The following is a 23,840-nucleotide window of genomic DNA, read 5'->3' on the forward strand; positions in this document are numbered from 1 at the left end:
TTTAGTCCGATAAATCCAATCTGTATTGGGAAAATGCAAATGAATTATTGATAATTTATTTTTTTCTTAAAACTTTTTTAGGCTGATTTTAGGTTTTTTTTTTAGAATGGCATTGTAGATAAGAAGACAGAGTATAAAAAGAAAAGCCTAAAGGCATCAGAAAAAGAAAGAGAGAAAAAAGATGATTAATAAAAATATGAAAAGAAGAATGAGTATCGGCGTTGCAATGGCACTTGCTATCGCACTTATGGTATCGGGATGTGGGACAACAAATACAACAGTAGAAACAGGAAATGCAACAGTAGTTTCAAGTACTGATACAAGTATAGATGTAAGTGATGTTACAGCGGTCATTACACTTTCGGATAACGGAAGTGTGGTAAGCGGAAATGGAGCAAGTGTAGAAGATAACGATATTGTGATCACATCCGGAGGAACATTCTCTTTTACCGGAACATTAAATGAAGGCAGAATCAAGGTTGAGGCAGAAGGACAGGATGTAACAATCATTCTTAACGGCGTGACGATTACCAACAGCGAGAAGGATGCAATTTATATCGAGTATGCAAACAGCGCAACCGTTTATGTAATGGAAGGCACCGAGAATGTGCTTACAAGCGGAACAGAAACGACATATGAAGAAGCTAAAGCTGCAATTGACGAAGCCAATAGTACTACTGAAACAACTACAACTGAGACTACTGAGGTAGTTGAGACTTCAGAGAACAGTGACAGCGCATCAGAAACAGGCTCCACAGATGAAGCAACAGATAGCGCATCTGAGAGCAGTTCTACAGAAAGTACCGATAGTGAGGAAACTGTAGATGAAGGCTTTAGCAATAGCCAGAAGGCAACTATTATGGCTAAGTGCAGTCTTACAGTTTCAGGAAGCGGCTCACTTACAGTAAATGGATATATCAACAATGGTATTCAGTCAAAAGAAGTACTGACAATAGGCGATGTTAATCTGACACTGGTTTCAGCCAATGACGGAATTAAAGCAGGAACAGAGCTTAACATTCTTTCAGGAACTTATGATATTGATGCCTATGGAGATGCTATTCAGTCAGACGGGACACTTAATATAACAGACGGATATTTTGATATTTATACAGGTAACGGTTCAGCTTCAGCTCAAAAGAAATCCGAAGCAATGCCCGGTGGCGGTGGAATGGGCGGCGGCCGTGGAATGATGCAGGATTTGCAGAATCAGACAACCACCACAGACAGTTCATCTGAGGCTGAATCGGGCGAGAGCAGGAGTATGACCGGTGAAAATATGCAGCAACCGACTGAAGGCGAGATGCCGCAGATGCCAGACGGAGAAGCTATGCAGACGACTGAAGGCGAGATGCCACAGATGCCAGGTGGAGATGCTTCACAGACGGCTCAAGGTGAGATGCCACAGATGGCAAGCGGAGATGCTATGCAGATGGAAAATGGTGAAATGCCTCAGATGGGCAACGGCGGAGGTTTTGGCGGTGGAATGATGGATGACATGGCAGATTCCACTGACTCAGATTCGAACAGCGTTAGCCAGAAGGGTATCAAAGCTGAAGGAACTATGACAATCGATGGTGGTACATTTATCATGGATACAGTTGATGATGCAATCCATGGAAATTCAGATGTAGTCATAAATTCAGGTACGTTTACAATTTCTTCGGGAGATGACGGAGTACATGCAGAGACCAATCTTACTGTCAATGGAGGAACAATAACTGTAGAAGACAGTTACGAAGGAATAGAAGCGGGAGTCATTACAATAAATGATGGTGAAGTAAGTGTAACATCTTCAGATGATGGATTTAATGCATCTACAACGTTAACAGATCCGGATATCACGATAAATGGCGGTATAGTCTATGTAAACGCTGATGGAGATGGACTTGATTCCAATAAGAACCTTACTATTAACGGAGGGACAGTATATGTTGATGGTCCTTCTGAAGATATGAATTCTGCTATTGATATCGGAACGGAAAATCAGGGAATTTTTGTAATCAACGGAGGAACAGTAACAGCTGTAGGTTCATCCGGAATGCTTGAAAACGCTGATGAGTCTTCAACACAGCAGACAATTACTTATGTATTTGACGAGGAACTTGAGGAAGGAACGGTTATTACAGTAACAGATTCTTCAGGAAATGAAGTAGCAAGCTTTACACTTATCAAGAGTGCAAGTGCAGTTACATATTCATCAGCAGATCTGGTTTCAGGAGAGACTTATACATTTACAGCCGGCGACCAGTCAGGTGAGATTACTGCGGACTCAGTCAATGCTACCAACAGCACAGGCGGCATGGGAATGGGCCCCGGCGGCGGAATGAGCGGTCGAGGAGGCCGGATGAACGGCCAGCAGGGACAGATGCCTGCTGGCGGTCAGGCACCAATGGGACAGGCCCCTGCCGGTGAGACATCAGCAGCATCTACAGATACATCAACAGCTTCAGGCAATTAGACAATATAGATAAATATACTAATAAGAGCGACTGCAAAAGTTTTGCGGTCGCTCTTTTAAGTGTTTTATTTATTAAGGGGATTTGATAAAATTATCCTCAGAGGAGATTTCGTATTGCTATTTGGCTGAAAGGCTGATTTTTTTTACGAAAGAAGGAACGTGTATGATTAAGACTAGCGAGGGGATTATTCTTTCCGGAGATCATTTTGTCAGAAGACTTCCGGATCTTTTAAATTGTAAGCCTGAGGATTTACTTTTTATAGATATTGAAACAACAGGTCTTTCTCCCAAGAGTGCTGATATATACCTTATTGGATGTGCTTATCATGATAATGGTAACTGGCACGTCTGTCAGTTTTTTGCTGAGACACCTGATCAGGAAAAAGAAATTCTTGAGGCGTTTATTGAATTCTCCAGGGAGTATAAGATACTCATCCACTTTAACGGTGACAGATTTGATATTCCATTTCTTTTAGCCAAATTTGAAAAGTATGGACTTCCAAATCCGTTTGCGCATATGAGTTCCCTTGATATTTATAAGGAGGTAAAGCCTTATAAAAAGCAGTTGGGGCTTCTTGACTGTAAGCAAAAGACAATTGAGCTTTATTTGGGAATTCAGAGAGAAGATAAGTATGATGGAGGGAAGCTTATTCCTATCTATCAGGACTATACTGTTTCCAAAGATGCTGAAAAGTTAAAGCTCCTTATGCTTCACAATTTTGAAGATGTCAAAGGAATGTTTGATGTTCTTACAATGCTTAAGTATAAAGAGTTCTTTAACTCTTTTTCAAAGCTTCCTAAAGAAGCTGTCAGAACTGACGCAGAGATTCCTTCATCAGAAGAACTTCTTGAGCTGTTGCCTGTTCGCGCTAAAAAAGTTCAGGCCAACTACTATAACGACATAGATGGAACGCAGAAAAAGGAAGTCTACATGAAACTGTCAGTTCCGAAGCCTCTTCCTTCTTCACTTTCAGGAAATCTTGACGGATGTTATTTCAAGATTGATGGAACTGAAGCAGTTCTCAGAGTTCCATTATATGAAACAACACTGAAGTATTTTTATTCTAATTATAAGGACTATTACTATCTTCCACAGGAAGACACAGCTTTGCATAAGTCAATTGCCAGCTTCGTGGACAAAGATTACAGAGTAAAGGCGTCACCTGAGAATTGTTACACCAAAAAAGAGGGACAGTATTTACAGGAATGGAACCTGTGCTTTGCGCCGTTTTTTAAATCAGATTATAACGATAAGAATATTTTCTTTGACCTTAATGAGAATATGAAAAAGAGCAGATTTGCAATGAGCCTGTACGCTTGTCATGTGATCGCACATGTGCTTGAACTGTAGGATGTTCATAGTGGGTAAGGAAATAATAAAAAATATTTCTAATAATAGGTGCAAAAATCTATATAACAATGAAGTAAAAAAAGAGCCGCTAATGTACCGACCCCCAAAAGTTAGACCAAAAATCTAACGATTGGGAGGTCGGTACAGATTGCGGTTCTTTTTTAGTCAATTAAGTTAATCAAATATAGTATATTACAATTAAATAAAACCATTAAAATTGACAGATTATTTTGATATTAATCAAGCAAATTTGTACATAATTTAGTATAATTGTATATATGTAGTATAAAGTACTGGGAAAATTAACCCCCAGTACTTTCACTAATAACAAAAAATGAAAGAAGGGTAGGAGATGGCAAGAGGTACATTTACGGGCGGAATCCATCCTTACGAAGGTAAGGAACTGTCTAAGGATAAGCCCATCAAATCAGTGCTTCCAAAAGGGGATTTGGTGTATCCGATATCGCAGCATATAGGTGCACCGGCTAAACCAATCGTTGCTGTTGGAGATCATGTCCTTACAGGACAGAAGATTGCAGAAGCAGGTGGCTTTGTTTCTGCACCGATCTATGCCACTGTTTCAGGTACAGTTAAGGCAATTGAGCCAAGACGGCTTGCAACAGGAGCTATGTGCGAGAGCATCATAGTGGAAAACGATGGCCAGTATGAAGAAGTAGAGTTTAAGCCGCTTAAGCCTTACGAGGAGATGACTGCGGAGGATAAAATCGCAGCTGTTCGTGAGGCCGGTGTTGTTGGTATGGGAGGAGCAGGATTTCCCACTGCTGTTAAATTCTCGCCAAAAGAGCCGGACAAGATTGACTATGTTATTGCAAACTGCTCTGAGTGTGAGCCATATCTGACTTCTGACTACAGACGTATGATTGAAGAACCTGAGCTGTTGTTGGAAGGTCTTAAGATTGCGGTAAGTATTTTTCCTAATGCGAGAGGAATTCTTGCAATAGAGGATAATAAGCCGGATGCAATCGCCAAATTCAAAGAATTAACAAAAGATGAAGAAAAGATAAGCGTTAAACCTGTAAAGACCAAGTATCCTGAAGGTGCTGAACGTATGCTTATCTATGCAGTTACGGGAAGAGAGATCAATTCTTCGATGCTTCCGGCTGATGCGGGATGTATCGTGGATAATGTTGATACTCTCTGTGCAGTATGCAGAGCTGTAAAAGAAGGACGTCCTCTTATGGAGCGAATTGTCACGATTACAGGTGATGCAGTTGTTGATCCCAGAAACTATAAGGTAAGAATAGGTACTAATTATCAGGAGCTTTTGGAGGATGCAGGCGGATTTAAGACAGAGCCTGCCAAGATCATCTCCGGTGGTCCTATGATGGGCTTTGCCATTTTTGATCTTAACATTCCAACCACAAAGACTGCGTCAGCACTTACATGTCTTACAAAGGATGAAGTTTCTGAGTTTGAGCCAAGCGCCTGCATTAACTGTGCACGTTGCGTTGAGGTCTGCCCTGAGAGACTTATTCCCAAGAATCTGGCAGATGCAGTTGAACATGGTAATGAGAAGGCATTCCTCGACATGTATGGAATGGAGTGCTGTGAATGCGGATGCTGTAGCTATATTTGCCCTGCAAGAAGGCAACTTACTCAGCTTATTAAGGGCATGAGAAAAATACAGCTTGGAAAAAGAAAGAAGTAAGGGGGACGATAAAGATGAGTGATTTAAGAAGTGTATCATCCAATCCCCATGTGAGATCCAAAACCACTACATCCAATATCATGATGTGGGTTGTGATAGCTCTTTTACCGGCAGCAGGTTTTGGTGTCTATAACTTTGGCTTGGATGCACTAATTATTTTGGTGTTATCGGTGGCTTCCTGCGTGCTTTCCGAATTCATTTATGAGAAGGCAATGCACAAACCGATAACAATTGGAGATTTCTCCGCAGTAGTAACCGGACTTTTGCTTGGAATGAACCTTCCTTCAACAGTTCCGTTCTGGATTCCTGTCATTGGAGGAATATTTGCAATAATACTTGTTAAGCAGCTTTTTGGCGGACTTGGTCAGAATTTTATGAACCCCGCACTTGGCGGAAGATGTTTTTTGGTAATTTCTTTTCCTGCGATTATGACTAACTTCGTTACAGATACTTATACAGGTGCTACACCACTTGCGAATTTGAAAAATGGCGTGGAAGTTAATGTAATGGATATGCTTATCGGTAGAACAGCAGGTACCATTGGTGAAACATCAATGCTCTGCATCGCTATCGGTGCCATGATTCTTTTTGCTATAGGAATTATAGATTATGTTATTCCATTTACCTACATCATTACTTTCATTATATTTGTAGGTCTTTTTGGTGGTTATGGATTTAACTGGTCATATATTTCAGCGCATCTTGCAGGTGGCGGACTTATGCTGGGAGCTTTCTTCATGGCAACTGATTATGTAACTTGTCCGATCACTACTAAGGGAAGATATATCTATGGCTTTATACTAGGTCTTTTGACAGGAATATTCCGTATATTTGGAGCAAATGCTGAAGGCGTTTCATTTGCTATCGTAATTGCAAACCTTCTTGTTCCGCTTATTGAGAAGTTTACTATTCCGAGAGCCTTTGGTATTAAAAAAGTTGCAAAAAAGGAGGCGAAATAACATGAACGATACAAAAAGCATGATTAAAAACGCCCTGATCCTTTTTGCAATTACTTTGGTTGCCGGTGTTCTTCTCGGAATTGTTTATCAGGTGACAAAAGAGCCTATTGCCTATCAGGAAAAGCTTGCTCAGGATAAGGCTAATCAATCGGTATTTGCAGATGCTTCAACCTTCAATGAGGTGGCAGTCGATGAGACCGCAGCAGGTGCAGCTGTAGCCGAGGTAACAGGCGTGACAATTGAGAGTGTAAAAGAGGCGGTTGATGCTTCAGGAACAGCTCTTGGTTATGTGATTCAGGTTAAGGCAAAAGGATACGGCGATTTCATTACCTACACAGTAGGTATTACAAATGAAGGCAATGTAAATGGTATTTCAATTATTTCCATTGCTGAAACTCCGGGACTTGGAATGAATGCTGAAAAAGTTATTGTTCCACAGTTCGTAGACAAGATTGCTCAACAGTTTACAGTTGTTAAGAATGGTCAGATGACTGATTCTGCCACACAGATTGAGGCAATTTCCGGTGCAACAATTACTTCAAGAGCTATAACAAATGGTGTTAACGCCGCTGTGAACTATTTTGAGAGTGTTTTGAAAGGAGGTCAGTAATGAGTGCAGATGTAAAAACGGGCGCTTTAGGATTTAGAAAAGATACTCCTTTAGAGAGATTTTTTAACGGCCTTGTAGCTGAAAACCCTACCCTTGTTCTGATGATCGGTATGTGCCCTACCCTGGCTGTAACATCATCAGCTATAAATGGTCTCGGAATGGGACTTGCAACAACATTTGTATTGGCACTTAGTAATGCAGTTATAGCTGCACTTAGGAAGGTTATTCCCGGAACAGTCAGGATTCCTTCATTTATCGTTGTTATTGCTTCATTCGTTACTTTGGTTCAGCTTCTTATGCAGGCCTATTTACCGGCACTTAACAGCGCACTTGGAGTTTATATTCCGCTTATCGTTGTTAACTGTATCATTTTTGGAAGAGCCGAAGCCTATGCCAGCAAGCACGGAATCGTTCCTTCTTTCTTTGATGGAATAGGAATGGGAATTGGTTTTACATGTGCGATCACAGTAATCGGTTTTGTTCGTGAGTTCATCGGAGCAGGCACAGCATTTGATGTTCAGATCCTTGGCGAAGGCACAGTTGTTCCCGGAGTTGTGGGCGCATTCCTTTCAAAATATCAGCCTATCAGCATTTTCGTTCAGCAGGCAGGCGCGTTCTTTGTTCTTGCGTTCCTGATTGCAACTATGAACAAGATTAAGTCAAATATGGCAAAGAAGGGCAAAGATACTTCCAAGTTTGGCGAAGGATGTTGCGGTTCAGCGGAAGAAAAAGCCGCTGACAAAATAGCACAGGGGAAGGAGTAAGGTGCCATGGGAGAGACAATACTTAGTTTAATCGGGTTGATGATTTCAGCCTCACTTATTAATAACGTAGTACTTAGCCAGTTCCTTGGACTTTGTCCGTTCCTTGGCGTTTCAAAAAAGACTGATACAGCTCTTGGAATGGGTGGTGCTTGTATTTTCGTTATCACACTGGCTTCACTTGTTTGTAGCATAATTTATAAGTTTATTTTAAATCCACTGGATCTTTCATATCTTCAGACTATTGTATTCATCCTTGTAATTGCCATGCTGGTTCAGTTCGTAGAGATGATCCTTAAGAAGTACATCGTGTCTTTATATCAGGCACTTGGCGTGTATCTTCCTCTTATCACAACAAACTGCGCAGTTCTTGGTGTAGCGCTCAACAACGTAACTGATGGATATACAATTCTTGAGAGTACCATTTGCGGTTTTGCCACAGCTGTTGGATTTACAATTGCTATCGTTATTCTGGCAGGTCTTCGTGAGAAGATGGAGTACAATGACATTCCTGCACCATTTAAAGGAATGCCAATGGTTCTTTTGACATCAGGACTTATGGCTATCGCATTTACCGGTTTTTCGGCTCTGAAGTGAGCGATATAGGGATTCAAAGTCATATGCTGCTATGTTTACATATGGCAGCATATGACCTTGAAGACCGAACGTACATGAGGAATAAAGATATGCGAATGTAATGAGCATATCGTGTTCCGAATGGACGGAGCATAACGAGAGCGTAAGCGGAGTTATGCGTATATCGCGGATGATATTAAATAGGAGATAAAGACTATGATTTATGGGATTATCATTGCAACAGTAGTCGTCGCAGGCGTGGGAATTGTAATCGGTCTGATTCTTGGTCTGGCTGACATGAAACTACATGTTGATGTGGATGAAAAGGAAGCAGCTATTTTAGAAGCACTTCCGGGTAATAACTGTGGTGGATGCGGATTCCCGGGATGTTCAGGTTGTGCGGCAGCTATAGCAAAGGGAGAGGCACCGGTTAATCAGTGCCCTGTAGGTGGAGCGCCGGTTGCAGCAGCAATTTCTGAGATCATGGGAGTAGAAGCTGTTGAAACAGCCAGGCAGGTTGCATTCGTCCATTGTAACGGTGACTGTGAAAATGCAGCGCAGAAGTATGAGTATAAAGGCGTATCTGATTGCAGACTTCAGACGCAGGCTCCGGGCGGCGGGTCCAAGACCTGTTCATATGGTTGTCTTGGCGGAGGTTCATGTGTATCTGTTTGTCAGTTTGATGCGATTCATGTGGTTAACGGTGTAGCGGTTGTGGATAAAGACAACTGTAAGGCATGCGGAAAGTGTATAGAGATCTGCCCAAGACATCTTATTGATCTCATTCCATATGCTGCTGAGGAATCAGTTGCATGCAAATCACAGGATATGGGTAAGCTTGTAAACGGATATTGTAAGGTTGGATGTATTGCCTGCCATATCTGCGAAAAGAATTGTCCTGTTGGCGCGATTACTGTGGAAAACAATGTGGCTTCTATAGATCAGGATAAGTGTACACATTGTGGTACATGTGTAGAAAAGTGTCCAAAGAAAGCAATTCAGAAGATTTCCTGAAATAGAAATATAATACTTAATCGAGTACAAAGTGCTGTCATACAAGGTGTGGCAGCACTTTATATTTTTTTTAGAAATTAATGTGTTGACAATTTGTGCTACATGTTCTATAACATACTTGTAACAAGAAATTAGCAGCCAACGCAAAAGAGTGCTAATTAGATTTTAAACAATCTTAATTGGCTGCACAAACTACTACAACCTAAATAAAAATATAAACAGTAAAGGAGTGATGTTTTATGTTAATGCCTATGCTTTGGAGTAACAATGATATTTTTGATGAGATGGACAACTTATTTAACGACAGATTCTTCAATGGATTTTGCAACTATGGCAAGAGCGCAGGCAAACAGCTCGATAACATGTCAGGTCTTATGAGAACTGATGTAATTGAAAAAGACAACTGCTACCAGCTTGAAGCTGAGCTCCCGGGATTCAATAAAGAGGACGTTAAGATTGATCTTAAGAATGACATCTTGACAATCAGTGCTTCTCACAGCGAAAATAAGGATGAAAAAGATGATAATGGTAAGTACATCCGTCGTGAGAGAAGAAGTTCATCTTACCAGAGATCCTTTAATGTGGAAGGACTTAAGCCTGAAGACATTATAGCTCAGTACAGAAATGGTGTTCTGACTGTTACCCTTCCCAAGAAGGAGGCAATTCCTGAGAAGGAAGAAGCGGCAAGAATTGAAGTTAAAGACTGATAATTCAATGTTTAAATCTCCCACGGCAAACAACCGTGGGAGATTTTTTATGGAAAAAAAAGAACTTGAATACGAAGGATACAAGGGTACAGTCGAGTATGATGAGAAGTGTGATTTTTACACAGGTGAAGTCGAAATAGACGGCAGAATCTATACATATGAAGGCGATACTTTAGATGAACTTAAAGAGGACTTTGAAGATATCATTGATTCCATCATTGCTTTTGAAGAGATGGATGATGAATTAGATGATGAAGAAGTCTGAATATTTAGTCTTCTTTCGTTTGCCTAATAATTCATGGCATTATTCCGATATTGTTAATAGCTTAATTGCTGCATCAAAAGTAACGAACCGTAGTTACAGTTCCTAAACAGTTGCCAGCCTGCTTATGACATAGCTATGGAAAGCGTGAATCTTCATGGATGATTAATATCTTCATTTATGAAGGTTCATTTTGGGCTCTGATAAAGGAATTTAATGAGCCTTCATGCCAATAAAGGAGGTACCATGAAAATTGCACAGGCGCAGGTAAACATGGCTTCGAGCCACCGGTATTATGAAGAAAATACTGTCAGCGTACACAGTGGCGTCATGACCAGAAGTTCTTTTCTTGAGAGTTTAAATAATCAGGAAAAGAAGAAGGACAGCCTTGAAATCACAACAGGCGGTTTAGATGATAACAAAGCTATGAGTAGTGAATCATATAGTTCACTTAAGTCATCCAGGGCAGAGTATCTTGGCACTCAGGAATCTACCCTTGAACAGCAATTTGCTGAGCTTAGAAATTCGATTTTACAAAGAATCTTGAGTTTATTGCAAATACTCGGAGGTGAAAAGCAAAGCAGAAGTTTTAATGAGACAATTTCAAATACTGCAAATATGCTGACCAGCAATTCATTCCTTAAGGTAACTACCGTAGAAATGATGCATCAGGAGGAAGAGGAAACTATGTTTTCCGGACAGGGAACAGCACTGACGGAAGATGGAAGAACCATTGATTTTAATGTGGACTTTTCACTGTCACGAAGGTTATGTCAGTATTCCGGGATTAGTGTTGCAAGTGCTGTGAAGCTGATTGATCCGCTTGTTATCAATGTAGGCAGCGATATCACATCTATTTCTGACCAGCATTTTTATTTTGATCTCAATGCAGACGGAGAAGAGGAAAAAATATCATCTCTCAGTTCAGGAAGCGGATTTCTTGCTCTTGATAAAAACGGAGATGGAAAAATCAATGATGGCTCGGAATTGTTTGGAACAAAGAGCGGGGATGGATTTAAAGATTTGGGATTATATGACAAAGATAACAATGGGTGGATTGATGAGAATGATGAGGTTTACGAGGCTCTCCGCATATGGATACGTGATGAAGAGGGGATTGATCATCTTATGACGTTAAAAGAGGCAGATGTAGGAGCAATTTATTTGGGAAGCGCGGCGACTGAATTTACTCATCAAAACAGCAGTTTTCTGGTATCAGGTAAAATGAAGGCAACAGGCGTGTTCCTCCGAGAGAGCGGCGGCGTGGGAACAGTTCATCAACTTGATATGGCAGCTTTGTAAAACATGGAAATTTATTAAACTCCGGTACAAGTAAAATATAGTACGAGTAAAATCTGGTACAAATAAAAAATAGTACAAGTAAAATCAAGTATAAGTAATGATGATTCACCTGCACCTTACTGTGGTGCAGGTGAATTTTGCTTTATTTACCCTCCATATATGGTATACTTTAGTGGTTAAATATAGAAAAATACACATTATGGAGAGATTATGACACAAGTACTTGATATCTTTTTAAAGTATATTTTACCCTTTATGGTGGCTTATCTGTTAAGCTTTCTGATGAATAAATTTTTAAGTAAGGAAATGCTAAGAGGAAAGCTTCATCTTATTTTCTTAAAAGGCATAATCATAGCAATTTTATGGGCGTCGGCGGCTCTTGCGGCATTAAGCGGAGTACCGGCTTTTTCAAAAACATGGGAGACAGCGGTTGCATCTTCAGGAATCGCAGCTGTGGTACTTGGTCTTGCAGCTCAGTCAACACTTGCCAATGTATTTGCAGGCATAGCTCTTTCAGCGTCCCATTCAAGGCCTTTTGATATCGGAGACAGGATAAAGATTGATTCCTACGAACCGGGTTTTGTTGAGAACATTACATTGAGGCATACTGTCATAAAGACCTATCAGAATGAGATTATTTATATTCCCAATTCAACAGTCGGCGCAGCAACAATAATCAATTACACTCAGGAAAAATCTTTTTCTTATCCTATAGATATTTCAGTTGCATACGGTACTGACATGCAAAAGGCCATGGATATTATGGCTGATGCTATTTTTAGTCATCCCAAGCACTATGGACTTCGACCTGTAGTACTGTGTAAGAGTTGTGATGATAGCGGTATTACATTAAGAGCTCTTGTGGAAACGGAGGATTTCAAGGATAATCCGGGGGCATGTTCAGATGCACGAATTGAAATAATGAAGAGATTTAATGAAGAAGGAATTGAAATTCCGTACAACAAGCTGGTTCTGATTCAGGGAAAAGAATGATTATCATTAGCAAAAGAAAAACGTTTTAAGGGGTGAAGTAATGGGAAAACTGTATTTCAGATACGGAGCAATGGGGAGTTCGAAAACTGCCAATGCACTGATGGTGCGTTACAACTATCTTGAGAAGGGACAAAAGGCAATACTGTTAAAACCTAAAGCCGAAGACAGAGATGGCGAAAAAACTGTTAAATCAAGAATAGGTCTTTCGGCAGAATGTACTTTTGTAGAAGACTTTTTGGAAGAAGTAACCAATGAATGGTTTACAGGAAAAAGTGACAGCTGGAAGGATTTGGACTGCGTCATTGTTGATGAAGCGCAGTTTTTGTCAGAAAAACAGGTTGATATGTTGGCAGAAGTGGTTGATAAATATGATCTTCCGGTTATCTGCTATGGTCTGCGAACAGATTTTACAAGCCATTTATTTTCAGGATCCAAAAGACTTATGGAAATTGCCAATTATATTGAGGAAGTTCCTACAGTCTGCTGGTGCGGAAGAAGAGCTCATTTTAACGCCCGAGTAAGCAATGGCAAAATAGTAAGAAGCGGTGAGCAGATTATGATGGGTGGGAATGAATCCTATGTATCTCTTTGCCGCAGACATTTCTTAAGTGGTGAAGTTGATGGGGCCAGAGAAAGAAATTTGTCTGATGAAAAAAATATTTAAAAAAAAATAAAATAACTCTAAAGTTTTTTTATTTATTGTCGATAAGTATATTGGAAAACGTAAAAGTGTTACAACCTTGGAGGGGCAATACCATTTCTTCGGGAAAATGTCAGGGGAAATATTTTTTTTAAAAGCACTAAAGAAATGGTGACTTCTACCGATAAATGAAGTAGAAGTAAAAAAATACTCCAAGGAAGGAGGAAAAATATATGCGAATAGATGCATACAGTCAGGTTCAGCAGATTTACTCATCAACAAAAGTTAATAAGACCGCAGCGACCAGGAAAACAGAAAATGCAAGAGATACTGTATCGCTTTCTTCAATCGGAAAAGATATTCAGGTTGCTAAACAGGCTGTGAACGCTGCTTCCGATGTCAGGGAAGATGTCGTTGCAACGCTTAAGGCAGCTATTAAAAATGGTACTTATGACGTGAGTGGAGAGGCTTTTGCAGATAAATTACTGGCTAAATATGATGAAGCCAATGGGCTTACGTAATTAAATATATTTTAGGAGGATGATTCCAGTGGCAAGTCTTATGGAAAATCTGATCAGTATACTTGATCAGGAATGTACTATGTACGAAAAATTACTGGAGTTATCAAGCAGAAAGACCCCGATCATAATAAAAGGTGATCTGGAAGCACTTGCGAAAATCACGGATGAGGAGCAGTACGTAATTGGTGATATCCAGTCCCTCGAAAAGAGAAGACTTACAGCGATGAAGGATATTGCAAACGTGCTTAACAAGGATGTTAATTCATTGAAACTGTTCGATCTGATAGAGGTCTTGGAGAAAAGACCTGAGGAACAGAAAAATCTGGCAGAGAGACGTGACAAGCTCGTTACTGTTGCAGATAGTGTCAGACGTGTGAACGACCAAAATCAGGAACTACTTCTTAGCTCATTGGAAATGGTTCAATTTGAAATGAACATCATCCAAGCGTCAAAAAGCGCTCCACAGACGGCTAATTATTCAAAAGCTTTAGACACTACAGGCGAATGTTTAGGTTACACACCGGGCGGATTCGATGCAAGGCAATAAATAATTCCCCCTTCGGGGGGATAACGCAAGAAGATAACTCGTGTGAAAGCCGTGAAACAACGGTAGTGTCTTTTTTGTACCCTTTTTTAGGAGGCAGCATATGGCTTTAATGGCAAATCTATATGTCGGTGCATCAGGACTGACAACTTCCCAGAATGCATTAAATACAACAGCACATAATTTGTCCAACATGGATACAGTGGGATTTACCAGACAGCAGGTTTCTCAGGGAACCAGTTTTTATAATACTCTTGATACGAGAACTGACAGAATATCATGGACGCAGATAGGCAATGGCGTTAATTATAACAACTGTAAGCAGGTAAGAAGTGTTTTTCTGGATAAAGCATACAGATTGGAAAGCGGTAGATATGAATTTTATGACATATCCACCAAAGCGCTTGAAGAAATTGAAGATCAGCTTCAGGAAATGAATGGTTATGAGTTTGCTCAGACTTTAAATAATCTTTGGGTAGCGGTTCAGGAACTGGATAAGGATCCGTGTTCTGCAGTTACACAGAGTGCACTCGTAACAAGAGCCAATGAGTTTATTGCAAGAGCACAAAGTGTATATGACGGATTGGTTGCTTATCAGGACAATTTAGATTCAACAGTTCAGACAATGGTTGATGATATAAATTCCATCGGAGACAGAATAAGAGAGCTTAATGAGGACATAGTCGAGATAGAATCAGGTAAACAGGAACATGCCAATGACCTTAGGGATGAGCGAAATCTTTTGCTGGACAAGCTTGGTGCATATGGAAAGATTGATTATCAGGAAGATATCTTTGGAAATGTCACAATTCTTTTTGAAGGCTCATCATTTGTTACTTCCGATCATGTCAACCATATAGGTGTTGATGTAAAACTTGGAAGCAGCGTGGGCTATGCCACACCATATTGGGAATATGCTGCACAGACAGAAGTTGATCAAAATGGCAATAAAGTTGTAACCTCTATCGAAGGTGCGTATGTATATGATCTGACACAGACTATATCAACAGCCATAAATACTGATATTGGTAAGCTTAAATCAGTTCTTCTTGCAAGAGGTGATCATAATGCCACCTACCATGACATAAGTGAAGATACTGACTACTATAACAGCAGTATTGCAAATTCGGTCATAATGAATGTGGAAGCCGAATTTGATCAGATGATATACAATATAACAACTGCAATAAATGACATAATGAAGAGTGCGGGAAGTAACCCGGCGATTCTTGATCCGACCAAGGGAGATGCTTCGGATTTCACACTTTTTGTGGTAGCCAATCCGGAAGATACACTGATTTATGACATCGGAGAAGATTATCCGGCAGGAACGGTTACAACCGGATTTACTGTTGCCAATACTCAGCTCAATCCACTTTTTTTGAAGGATCCTACGCTGTTTACTTTCAGAACTATAGACGGAAGTGAAGATAACGCAACTACCACGAAATTAAAGGCGGCATTTACCGCTGAAAAATATACACTAAATCCAAATGTTGCAACAAAAAACAGCTTCGTAAGTTACTATAACAGCCTGGTGTCGCAGGTTGCAAATTCAGGAGATGTTTATAACAGCATAAAGAGTGCTCAGGAGCAGACAGTTTCTTCGGTAGAGTCTGCCAGAGAACAGATCGTCGGAGTTTCCAGCGATGAGGAACTGGAATTTATGATAATGTTCCAAAATGCTTATAATGCGTCAAGCAGATATATCAATGTAGTAAGTGAGATGCTTGAACATTTGGTGACAACTCTTGGATCATAAGTTTAGTTTTTTTAAAGGAGCATGATACCGCTTGCGGCGTATTTTACCAAGCTACGGTATCCGCATCCAACCGGACTATGTCAGATAATAAACTGGAGTTATTAGAGGAGAAAGAGATGGTATCACAGTTTTTTGGTCTTAATATTGCAGCTTCAGGACTCAGAGCAGCAAATGCAGCTCTTAATACAACTGCCAATAACGTTTCAAATGCAAGTACTGACGGATACTCAAGACAGGCAGTAGAACAGCAGGCAAGCAATGCTTTAAGAGTATTTACTACATATGGCTGTGCCGGTGCCGGTGTTGATACTATAGCAATAGAGCGAATACGTGATAGCTTTTACGATGTCAAGTTTAGAAATAATGAAGCCTTGTTAGGAAATGTTGCTCAAAAGAATTATTACAATGGAATGATAGAGCAATATTTAGATGACGACGGAATAACAGGTTTCTCGACATTGTTTACCAAGATGCAGGCTTCACTTCAGTCTGTAATGACTGCCGCAGGCACTACGGAAACCAAGTCGACATATGTGTCAAATGTTAAGAGTATCACTGAGTATTTTAACAATGTATATACAAGCCTTCAGAATCTTCAATCAGATGTAAATGCAGAAATAAAGCTGTGTGCAGATAGAATCACAGCAATAGGAACTGAGATAGCTTCTATAAATAAGCAGATAAATACTATAGAAATGACAGGCACTACAGCAAATGATCTCAGAGATAAAAGAGATGTACTTCTTGATGAATTGTCAAAAATTGTTTCTATTGAAACAAAAGAATCGAAAGTAATCGATGAATCACAGCCGGACAGAGATACAGGCGCAACCAGATTTCAGGTGTGGGTTGCCGGAAGCTATGAGCTTGTAGATATGTATGAGTACAAGCAGATGGTTTGTGTGGCTAGAGAGGAAGATGAGGCTGTAAATCAAAACGATATAAGCGGACTTTTTGATTTAAAGTGGGCTAACTCAAGATTTAAAGATGGTGATGATGTAAAAGAACTTGCGGATTTTTCGCTTGATTCAAGACTTATAGGCGGAGAACTTCAGGGACTTTTAGCGATAAGAGATGGAAATAACGGGCAGTATTTCAGCGGAGTAGGAAATGGTGTAAATCCGGAGGGAGTTACATATGATGCGGATGGAAACGTAGAATCAATTGATTCCTGCACAATAACGGTTGATGTCGCATCATCATACCTTATGGATATGGGAAAATGTACACTTCCGGTAAGCGGAACGATTCATATAGGTGCCAAGTTCTATAAATATGACAGCTGGAGTTATGATGGTGGTTCAACTTATACATTTACGCTTGATCCCGACTCACTTACCAGCATACCTGATGATAACAGATCAGTTTCTGTAGGTTACTACAATAATTATCAGGGATTACCATATTATATGGAGCAGATGAATGAATGGATCAGGAAGTTTTCTGATGAAGTGAATAAGATAATGGTAAGTGGCTATACATCAGATTCACTGGATGGTATATATCTTTTGACCGGATCAATGAGTAGCAATTCGGCAGCACAGTATAGCTATGAAGAGCTGACTTCACTGTCTGAAAACAAGGGATATTACAATATAACTGCAGGAAATTTTGAAGTAAATACTGTAGTTTTGGAAAATGCAGACAGAATGGCCACAAAATCAGACATAACCGAGGGTGAATCGGAGTTTGGTAATCTCACAAAATTAAATGATATGTTTAACAATAAGGAAATATTCAGAGGAGCTACTTCCGGTGAGTTTTTGACCAAAGTGCTGGCTGATATAGCACTGAATCGTAATAATTCAGATACCCTGGAAAAGACATATACAGCCCTTGAAAATACCATAGAAAATCAAAGACTTTCAGAGTCGGGCGTTGATGAAGATGAAGAAGCTTCAAATCTTGTTAAATTTCAAAATGCATATAATCTTTCTTCGAAAATGATTCAGACGCTGACAGAGGTTTATGACAGGTTGATTTTACAGACCGGAGTATAAAACAGGAGGTTTCGTGATGCGTATAACAAATAAGATAATGCAGAATAATTCCCTCTACAATATCAATAATAATAAAGTCGCAGAGGATCAGCTGAATGCTATGATGTCAACCGGAAAGCGCATCACAAGGCCGTCAGATGACCCTGTTATCGCAATAAGAGCACTTCGTCTTAGAAGTAATGTGACTCAGCTTTCACAGTACTATGAGAAAAATGCAAAAGATGCAGAGAGCTGGCTTGATGTAACGGCAGATTCTCTTTCAACTGTTACGGATGTGCTTACTGATGCTGTCAAGCAGGCTACAAAGGGTGCAAATATGGATCTTACTTTGGATGATCTGTCAATTATTGTCACCCAGATGGATGCTCTTTCAAAGGAGTATTATTCAACAGGAAACGTGGATTATGCCGGAAGGTACGTTTTTACAGGATATAGAACAGATACAGCTCTTTCTTTTTCCAAGACAACGACTTCGGATTATACAGATATAAATGATGAGTTTAATTCAGGTGATGTGGGAAGTTCAAAAAGAGTTTTAGGAAATTATCTGCTTGATTCTTCTGCACTTTCGTCTGCTACGGAAGTTCCGGTTGAAAGTGATATTACGGAATGTACAATCGGAAGGATAAGACTTTCCTATGACAATTTGAATTATATATCAGGTGATGGCAATACTGCGACTTTGAAATACAGAGAAGATCTGACTCAGCCGGCTACAAGTACTGTAAACGGAACGGTTAATGTAATAAATGCCACTTATAAAAATACATCCGGAGAAACTAAATATATCTCAGTTCCATTGGACACATACAGTGATACAGATACTACTTCCAAGACAGTTACAATTGACGGAATAACATATACGGCAACACAAAATGATGATGGAACATATAAGATTGATTTTACAGATGGAGACGGAAATAGTTGTACAATTGCACTTACGGCAAATGGTGTATATGATGAGGAAAATTCAACTACAGACTATATTCAGTCTGCATCAACAGCTATCGGTTCAGTAAGTGAAAGCACAATTACTTATACAAATGGCACAGCAGGGACTCAGACATCTGTGACAATACCTCTTTTAGCGGTTATTGGGCAGACATATTCTATTACCCTTGATGATGCTCATGTAGCTACAGTCAACAGTGACGGGACATATACTGTAAAAACAACAACATCCACAGCTGAAGATAATGGTACCGCCAGCAATGTTGTGGTAAATGTTACATCTAACGGCAGTATACATTCATCCTATAAGGAGTATAGTCTGGAAATTCCGACAGACAATATCATATATTCCACAACATCTGAGGAAGAGATAGATGCTATATATACAACTCTTTCAGAAGACACTTCTGAAACAGCCGTAGCATATCTCAACGCAGCTACAGGAGAAGTTCTTTTAAATGGGTATCTGCAGGACAAACTATCTGTACTTCCGGATATTATAAATGCCAACAGTATGGATGTTGTATATGACAAAAAAGAATGGGAATCAGGAGATATAAGACCTGAAAATCTCTTTAATTGCACCTACAATTATCAGGATACAAACGGTGAGGATAAGCAGATACTTTATAACAAAGGTTCAGCAGCTCATACGATAGCTTATGATGTTGGATTTGCGCAGTCTGTAGTAGTTAATACTACGGCAGATGCAGTGTTTACTACCGATGTCAAAAGAGATATTGATGATTTAAACAGTATTCTGAATAAATTAAAGCAAATTGACGGAACTATAACTACTTTGGAAGGAAAGCTTGCGGCAGAAACAAAGGATACAGACGAATACAATAATATTAAAAAGGAGATAAGTGCTGCAGAGAAGTCTTATAATTATTTCCGAAGTCAGCTTCAGGAAGAGTTTGAGCATAAGATTACTTCTATGCAGAAAGCCTTGGATACAGCTAATATAGCAGTTACAGATAATGGAACCAGGTCAAAACGACTTGATCTTATAAGTACAAGACTTATGGGACAGACAACTACATTTAAGACTTTAAAGTCAGAAAATGAAGATGCTGACCTTGCAGAAACAATCACGCACCTTACTTCAGCTCAGGTTACATATGAGGCGAGTCTTATGGCTACAGGCAAGATAAGTCAGACAAGTCTGATGAATTATATCTAATGAAGCAGAATATTTCGGGTAAATACAATTATTTGTGGCGGCGCAACGAAATAACGTATATAATTAATGGTGATAGGAGAGAAATCTTTATCATCGTGACACCAATATACATATGTAAATATGATAGCATGGAGGTTACATAATGAAATTAACAACAAGGATTTTCGGAGAAGTTGAAATTGATGACAGCAAAATAATTGTTTTTCCTAACGGTATCATAGGATTTCCGGACCTTAAGAAATTTACTCTGATGTACGATGAGGAGCAGGGATCAAATACTATAAAATGGCTTCAGTCTGTTGATGAGCCGAATTTTGCCATGCCTGTTATAGATCCTCTTGTTGTTTGCCCGGACTACAAGCCAATGGTAGATAAGAATGAGCTGGAATATCTTAAAGAAGTTGATGAGCAGGATATGCTGGTTCTTGTTACTGTTACTGTTCCGCATGATCTTACCAAGATGACAGTCAATCTAAAGGGACCTTTTATTATTAACACAAAAGATATGAAGGCTTCCCAGACAATTATTGATAATGACGAATATCCGGTGAAGTTCCCTATTTACGATATTATTCAAAAAAATAAAGAAAAGGCATGATTTTAGCTACTTAAAATAATAGCAGGGTGGGGAGAATTAAAACCTGCAAAACTACAAAACCATGGAGGGATAGCGAATGTTAGCATTATCAAGAAAAAAGAATGAAGCAATCATCATTAACAATAATATCGAGATTACAGTTTTGGATATAAGAGGTGATCAGATAAAGCTGGGAATCTCTGCTCCAAAGGAAATCCCGATTTACAGAAAAGAAGTCTATATCCAGATTCAGAATGAGAATAAAGAAGCAACGGATGTTGCCGGAATTGAAGAACTTAAGAAATTGTTGTGATAAAAGTGAATTGTAATCCCATTCTCTACATGCAAATGAGAGTGGGAAATTTTTTTGTATGCTGTTGCCAATTCGGCTATACTAATATAAAGATTGATAAGTTTGGATAAGGCAAAAGAAAAGGGAAAAAATTGACAACAGGGAGATAATGGAGGATGCCTATTACTTATTGCATAATGCATGGTGAAAACATAATTGCTACCATGGATAAAAATGGAAAGGCAAAGGTTGTTGAGCCTCAGTTTATGCCATATGATCTGTGGTTTGATGAAGATGATGATATTGATACCTATGTAAACAATATCACCAACTTTAATTATTGGTGCGCAAATAGGGTACTTACTCTTGATCGCCAATATGCCAAAGAAATATTAAATAGTATAGGGGCTTCACAGGGGAAAACTGATAGAGATAGAGCTCAAATAGCACTTACATATCATTGTCTCACGCTTACTGATATATATTGGGTAAAAAAAGACGAAGAAGATGTAAGCTTTTCTGACATAAATTTATATGATAATCATCTTAGCAATGCGTTTGTGGATATTTCTTTACGCGGTAAAGCCATGACAGTAGAGAATTCTTACCTTATAGCAGACAATATCTCAACCGGTGGAGTTTTTCCAAAAGCGTGGTTAAGAAAAGATGATGGTTTTTATCTTTTGAAAGACGGTTCAATTGATAACGTCAAAAATGAAGTTTTGGCAAGTAAAATCTGTAATTGTTTTAATTGTAATCAGGTAACCTATTCACTTGATGAATTTGATGGAGAAATAGTTTCTTCCTGCAAAATTATCACAGATTTGTCAAATAGTATTGTAACACGCGCTGCTTTCGATATATATGCGGCTAATCATGAAGTTGATCCAATAGAAGAAATAATAAAGATTGATGCTAATGGCTATTATATGATGAATATTTTGGATTATCTGATTGGCAATATTGACAGGCATTGGGAGAATTGGGGCTTTTTGGTAGATAATAATACCGGAAGTATAATTAGATTGCATGATCTTATGGATTTCAATCAATCATTTAAATCCTATGACAATATTGACGGAGCATTGTGCCAAACCACTTTGCCAAGGCACATATCACAAAAACAGGCAGCGCTTGAGGCTGTTGAAAAGATAGGGTTAAATCAGATCAAAGAGATAGATTATGATTGGTTTGGTGATAGAGTTGAAATAAAAGATATGTTTAAGAATAGGCTAAGAACCCTTAAAATATAGAGAATTATGTTAATAATAGAACGTTTATGTAGCTTTAAATGATTATTGCGCGGAGTGCACATATGCGAATTCTTTATTATGATTGGGACGAATTTAATGGCGAGGATTGCAGGGATGCAATGAGAAGGCTTGGACATCAGGTTGACGTGTTTAAGCTTGATATGCATGGATTTGACCTGACACAGGAGATGGATGAGAAGATTAGAGGTCTGTGTGAGAAAAAAGGCGATGATGGCAGAAAATTCTATGACCTCTTATTTAGCTTTGACTTTTTTCCGAATATCTCAGAGGCATGCCAAAAATACGAAATGTCCTATGTGAGCTGGGTGTTTGACTGCCCTCACTATACGCTGGACTCTCATGTTACCAATAACCCGGTGAACAGGATATTTGTTTTTGATTCTGTGCTCTATAAGAAAATGCTGGGGAAGGGAGTTTCTACCGTAAGATATTCACCACTTGGTGTCAATGACAAGAGATTAACTGAACTGTGCAAAAGTCTTGATGAAGAGACCGAAGGCGAAATCATCTATGAGCATGATGTGAGTTTTTTGGGAAATCTTTATGATAATGAGTTTAATTTCTACGATCAGGTAGGCTTTCTTCCTCCTGAATTAAAAGGTTATACTGACGCAATTATCAAGGCTCAGGAGCAGGTTTTTGGACAGGATTTTTTTACTGTAGAATCAATTTATCCACAGGAAAAGTTAAAGGAACTAAGAAAATATATTAACTTTGAAAATTCCGGCAATTATGAAATTGACTACGACAATGTAATGATTGACATATTGCGTAAGAAAGTTACTGTTAATGAGCGCTATGATATTCTTGCAGAAATGGGAAAGCGTTTTGATACCGTTCTTTATACCATGCCCGGGACAAAACCAATTGATGGAGTGTGTAACCTTGGAATTGCATCCTATACAGAGAAGATGCCGAGAGTTTTTCATAGAAGCAAAGTTAATTTAAACATCACTCTCAGATCAATTATTTCGGGAGTTCCCCTCAGAGTTCTTGATATTCTGGCAGCAGGCGGATTTCTTATTACCAATTATCAGGCTGAAATTGCGGAGTTTTTTGAAGATGGGACTGATCTGGTTATGGCATATACTCCGGATGATATGATTCAAAAGACTGCATACTATCTTGAGCATGATGAGGAGAGAAAACAGATTGCGCTAAATGGGCAGAGAAAGGTTTTTGAGAAGTTTGCCTATACAAAGCTACTGCCTATAATACTTGATGAAGGTGGAACGGAAGTATAAGAGTTTAGTGAAGGATGAGGTAAAAGATTATTTTGGGGCAAACAAGTACAAAAACAACAAAAATAGTATAATGTCCTATTGGAATTCATTTTTTACGGCATTATTCTAAGATTTGAAATCATAAAATTGGAAGCAATATGCTGATGTAATGAAAACGTCAAGATAAGAGTGCGATCAGCTGAATAAT

22 protein-coding genes are annotated in these 23,840 nt (G+C 39.2%); all 22 read left to right on the top strand.

All coding sequences use genetic code 11. The features are described 5' to 3' along the window. The first annotated feature begins 196 nt into the window (after positions 1-196). The 22 genes from J6O61_RS12800 to J6O61_RS12905 all read left to right on the top strand — a co-directional run bounded on the left by J6O61_RS12800 (position 197) and on the right by J6O61_RS12905 (position 23,653). Positions 197-2,461: a carbohydrate-binding domain-containing protein gene (locus J6O61_RS12800; protein WP_292213912.1), complete on the top strand. Its 2,265-nt coding sequence runs from the start codon at positions 197-199 to the stop codon at positions 2,459-2,461. A gap of 163 nt (positions 2,462-2,624) precedes the next feature. Further along, positions 2,625-3,812, top strand: a complete 1,188-nt coding sequence (locus tag J6O61_RS12805; RefSeq protein ID WP_292213914.1) for a ribonuclease H-like domain-containing protein — start codon at positions 2,625-2,627, stop codon at positions 3,810-3,812. Positions 3,813-4,164: 352 nt separating this feature from the next. Continuing rightward, complete coding sequence (gene rsxC, locus J6O61_RS12810; protein WP_292213915.1) at positions 4,165-5,481, top strand: electron transport complex subunit RsxC; 1,317 nt, start codon at positions 4,165-4,167, stop codon at positions 5,479-5,481. A gap of 14 nt (positions 5,482-5,495) precedes the next feature. Further along, the gene (locus J6O61_RS12815) at positions 5,496-6,440 is read left to right on the top strand and encodes an RnfABCDGE type electron transport complex subunit D (protein ID WP_292213918.1); all 945 of its coding nucleotides are present in this window, start codon (positions 5,496-5,498) and stop codon (positions 6,438-6,440) included. A gap of 1 nt (position 6,441) precedes the next feature. Beyond that, a complete protein-coding gene (locus J6O61_RS12820; RefSeq protein ID WP_292213921.1) occupies positions 6,442-7,050 on the top strand; it encodes an RnfABCDGE type electron transport complex subunit G in 609 nt (202 codons plus the stop codon). Then, positions 7,050-7,814 carry an electron transport complex subunit RsxE gene (rsxE, locus tag J6O61_RS12825; RefSeq protein WP_292213924.1) on the top strand — a complete coding sequence of 255 codons (765 nt, stop codon included), beginning with the start codon at positions 7,050-7,052 and terminating at the stop codon, positions 7,812-7,814. The genes J6O61_RS12820 and rsxE overlap by 1 nt, the downstream gene beginning before the upstream one ends. 6 nt (positions 7,815-7,820) lie before the next feature. After that, complete coding sequence (rsxA, locus tag J6O61_RS12830; protein WP_292213926.1) at positions 7,821-8,408, top strand: electron transport complex subunit RsxA; 588 nt, start codon at positions 7,821-7,823, stop codon at positions 8,406-8,408. Positions 8,409-8,603: 195 nt separating this feature from the next. After that, positions 8,604-9,401 carry an RnfABCDGE type electron transport complex subunit B gene (locus tag J6O61_RS12835; protein ID WP_292213929.1) on the top strand — a complete coding sequence of 266 codons (798 nt, stop codon included), beginning with the start codon at positions 8,604-8,606 and terminating at the stop codon, positions 9,399-9,401. Positions 9,402-9,640: 239 nt separating this feature from the next. Beyond that, complete coding sequence (locus J6O61_RS12840) at positions 9,641-10,108, top strand: Hsp20/alpha crystallin family protein (RefSeq protein WP_292213930.1); 468 nt, start codon at positions 9,641-9,643, stop codon at positions 10,106-10,108. A gap of 49 nt (positions 10,109-10,157) precedes the next feature. Beyond that, a complete protein-coding gene (locus tag J6O61_RS12845) occupies positions 10,158-10,373 on the top strand; it encodes a hypothetical protein (protein WP_292213933.1) in 216 nt (71 codons plus the stop codon). Positions 10,374-10,616: 243 nt separating this feature from the next. After that, a complete protein-coding gene (locus tag J6O61_RS12850) occupies positions 10,617-11,672 on the top strand; it encodes a hypothetical protein (protein ID WP_292213936.1) in 1,056 nt (351 codons plus the stop codon). A 210-nt stretch (positions 11,673-11,882) separates the two neighbouring features. Beyond that, on the top strand, positions 11,883-12,665 hold the full coding sequence (locus J6O61_RS12855; protein ID WP_292213938.1) for a mechanosensitive ion channel family protein: 783 nt from the start codon (positions 11,883-11,885) through the stop codon (positions 12,663-12,665). 40 nt (positions 12,666-12,705) lie between these two features. After that, the gene (locus tag J6O61_RS12860) at positions 12,706-13,329 is read left to right on the top strand and encodes a thymidine kinase (protein WP_292213941.1); all 624 of its coding nucleotides are present in this window, start codon (positions 12,706-12,708) and stop codon (positions 13,327-13,329) included. 209 nt (positions 13,330-13,538) lie between these two features. Next, positions 13,539-13,826, top strand: coding sequence for a flagellar biosynthesis anti-sigma factor FlgM (gene flgM / locus J6O61_RS12865; protein WP_292213944.1), 288 nt, complete (start codon positions 13,539-13,541; stop codon positions 13,824-13,826). 19 nt (positions 13,827-13,845) lie between these two features. Continuing rightward, positions 13,846-14,373, top strand: a complete 528-nt coding sequence (locus J6O61_RS12870) for a flagellar protein FlgN (RefSeq protein WP_292213947.1) — start codon at positions 13,846-13,848, stop codon at positions 14,371-14,373. A 100-nt stretch (positions 14,374-14,473) separates the two neighbouring features. Continuing rightward, on the top strand, positions 14,474-16,132 hold the full coding sequence (gene flgK / locus J6O61_RS12875) for a flagellar hook-associated protein FlgK (protein ID WP_292213949.1): 1,659 nt from the start codon (positions 14,474-14,476) through the stop codon (positions 16,130-16,132). 77 nt (positions 16,133-16,209) lie between these two features. Beyond that, a complete protein-coding gene (locus J6O61_RS12880; protein WP_292213951.1) occupies positions 16,210-18,132 on the top strand; it encodes a flagellar hook-associated protein FlgK in 1,923 nt (640 codons plus the stop codon). A 16-nt stretch (positions 18,133-18,148) separates the two neighbouring features. Continuing rightward, the gene (locus J6O61_RS12885) at positions 18,149-20,266 is read left to right on the top strand and encodes a flagellin N-terminal helical domain-containing protein (RefSeq protein ID WP_292213955.1); all 2,118 of its coding nucleotides are present in this window, start codon (positions 18,149-18,151) and stop codon (positions 20,264-20,266) included. A gap of 142 nt (positions 20,267-20,408) precedes the next feature. Continuing rightward, entirely contained in the window at positions 20,409-20,864 is a 456-nt protein-coding gene (gene fliW / locus J6O61_RS12890) for a flagellar assembly protein FliW (protein ID WP_292213958.1), read from the top strand. Between the two features lie 76 nt (positions 20,865-20,940). Further along, complete coding sequence (gene csrA / locus J6O61_RS12895; protein ID WP_292213961.1) at positions 20,941-21,156, top strand: carbon storage regulator CsrA; 216 nt, start codon at positions 20,941-20,943, stop codon at positions 21,154-21,156. A gap of 155 nt (positions 21,157-21,311) precedes the next feature. Continuing rightward, positions 21,312-22,388 carry a hypothetical protein gene (locus J6O61_RS12900; protein ID WP_292213964.1) on the top strand — a complete coding sequence of 359 codons (1,077 nt, stop codon included), beginning with the start codon at positions 21,312-21,314 and terminating at the stop codon, positions 22,386-22,388. Positions 22,389-22,450: 62 nt separating this feature from the next. After that, positions 22,451-23,653: a glycosyltransferase family protein gene (locus J6O61_RS12905; RefSeq protein WP_292213967.1), complete on the top strand. Its 1,203-nt coding sequence runs from the start codon at positions 22,451-22,453 to the stop codon at positions 23,651-23,653. Positions 23,654-23,840: the final 187 nt, after the last annotated feature.

Origin of the sequence: Butyrivibrio sp., assembly GCF_017635265.1 — a bacterium.
Classification (GTDB): Bacteria; Bacillota; Clostridia; order Lachnospirales; family Lachnospiraceae; genus Butyrivibrio.

What these genes read in the sequence shown, in the direction of transcription:
- J6O61_RS12800 (WP_292213912.1), top strand. Translation starts at nt 197, where the DNA reads ATGAAAAGAAGAATGAGTATCGGCGTTGCAATGGCACTTGCTATCGCA.
- J6O61_RS12805 (WP_292213914.1), top strand. Translation starts at nt 2,625, where the DNA reads ATGATTAAGACTAGCGAGGGGATTATTCTTTCCGGAGATCATTTTGTC.
- rsxC (WP_292213915.1), top strand. Translation starts at nt 4,165, where the DNA reads ATGGCAAGAGGTACATTTACGGGCGGAATCCATCCTTACGAAGGTAAG.
- J6O61_RS12815 (WP_292213918.1), top strand. Translation starts at nt 5,496, where the DNA reads ATGAGTGATTTAAGAAGTGTATCATCCAATCCCCATGTGAGATCCAAA.
- J6O61_RS12820 (WP_292213921.1), top strand. Translation starts at nt 6,442, where the DNA reads ATGAACGATACAAAAAGCATGATTAAAAACGCCCTGATCCTTTTTGCA.
- rsxE (WP_292213924.1), top strand. Translation starts at nt 7,050, where the DNA reads ATGAGTGCAGATGTAAAAACGGGCGCTTTAGGATTTAGAAAAGATACT.
- rsxA (WP_292213926.1), top strand. Translation starts at nt 7,821, where the DNA reads ATGGGAGAGACAATACTTAGTTTAATCGGGTTGATGATTTCAGCCTCA.
- J6O61_RS12835 (WP_292213929.1), top strand. Translation starts at nt 8,604, where the DNA reads ATGATTTATGGGATTATCATTGCAACAGTAGTCGTCGCAGGCGTGGGA.
- J6O61_RS12840 (WP_292213930.1), top strand. Translation starts at nt 9,641, where the DNA reads ATGTTAATGCCTATGCTTTGGAGTAACAATGATATTTTTGATGAGATG.
- J6O61_RS12845 (WP_292213933.1), top strand. Translation starts at nt 10,158, where the DNA reads ATGGAAAAAAAAGAACTTGAATACGAAGGATACAAGGGTACAGTCGAG.
- J6O61_RS12850 (WP_292213936.1), top strand. Translation starts at nt 10,617, where the DNA reads ATGAAAATTGCACAGGCGCAGGTAAACATGGCTTCGAGCCACCGGTAT.
- J6O61_RS12855 (WP_292213938.1), top strand. Translation starts at nt 11,883, where the DNA reads ATGACACAAGTACTTGATATCTTTTTAAAGTATATTTTACCCTTTATG.
- J6O61_RS12860 (WP_292213941.1), top strand. Translation starts at nt 12,706, where the DNA reads ATGGGAAAACTGTATTTCAGATACGGAGCAATGGGGAGTTCGAAAACT.
- flgM (WP_292213944.1), top strand. Translation starts at nt 13,539, where the DNA reads ATGCGAATAGATGCATACAGTCAGGTTCAGCAGATTTACTCATCAACA.
- J6O61_RS12870 (WP_292213947.1), top strand. Translation starts at nt 13,846, where the DNA reads ATGATTCCAGTGGCAAGTCTTATGGAAAATCTGATCAGTATACTTGAT.
- flgK (WP_292213949.1), top strand. Translation starts at nt 14,474, where the DNA reads ATGGCTTTAATGGCAAATCTATATGTCGGTGCATCAGGACTGACAACT.
- J6O61_RS12880 (WP_292213951.1), top strand. Translation starts at nt 16,210, where the DNA reads ATGTCAGATAATAAACTGGAGTTATTAGAGGAGAAAGAGATGGTATCA.
- J6O61_RS12885 (WP_292213955.1), top strand. Translation starts at nt 18,149, where the DNA reads ATGCGTATAACAAATAAGATAATGCAGAATAATTCCCTCTACAATATC.
- fliW (WP_292213958.1), top strand. Translation starts at nt 20,409, where the DNA reads ATGAAATTAACAACAAGGATTTTCGGAGAAGTTGAAATTGATGACAGC.
- csrA (WP_292213961.1), top strand. Translation starts at nt 20,941, where the DNA reads ATGTTAGCATTATCAAGAAAAAAGAATGAAGCAATCATCATTAACAAT.
- J6O61_RS12900 (WP_292213964.1), top strand. Translation starts at nt 21,312, where the DNA reads ATGCCTATTACTTATTGCATAATGCATGGTGAAAACATAATTGCTACC.
- J6O61_RS12905 (WP_292213967.1), top strand. Translation starts at nt 22,451, where the DNA reads ATGCGAATTCTTTATTATGATTGGGACGAATTTAATGGCGAGGATTGC.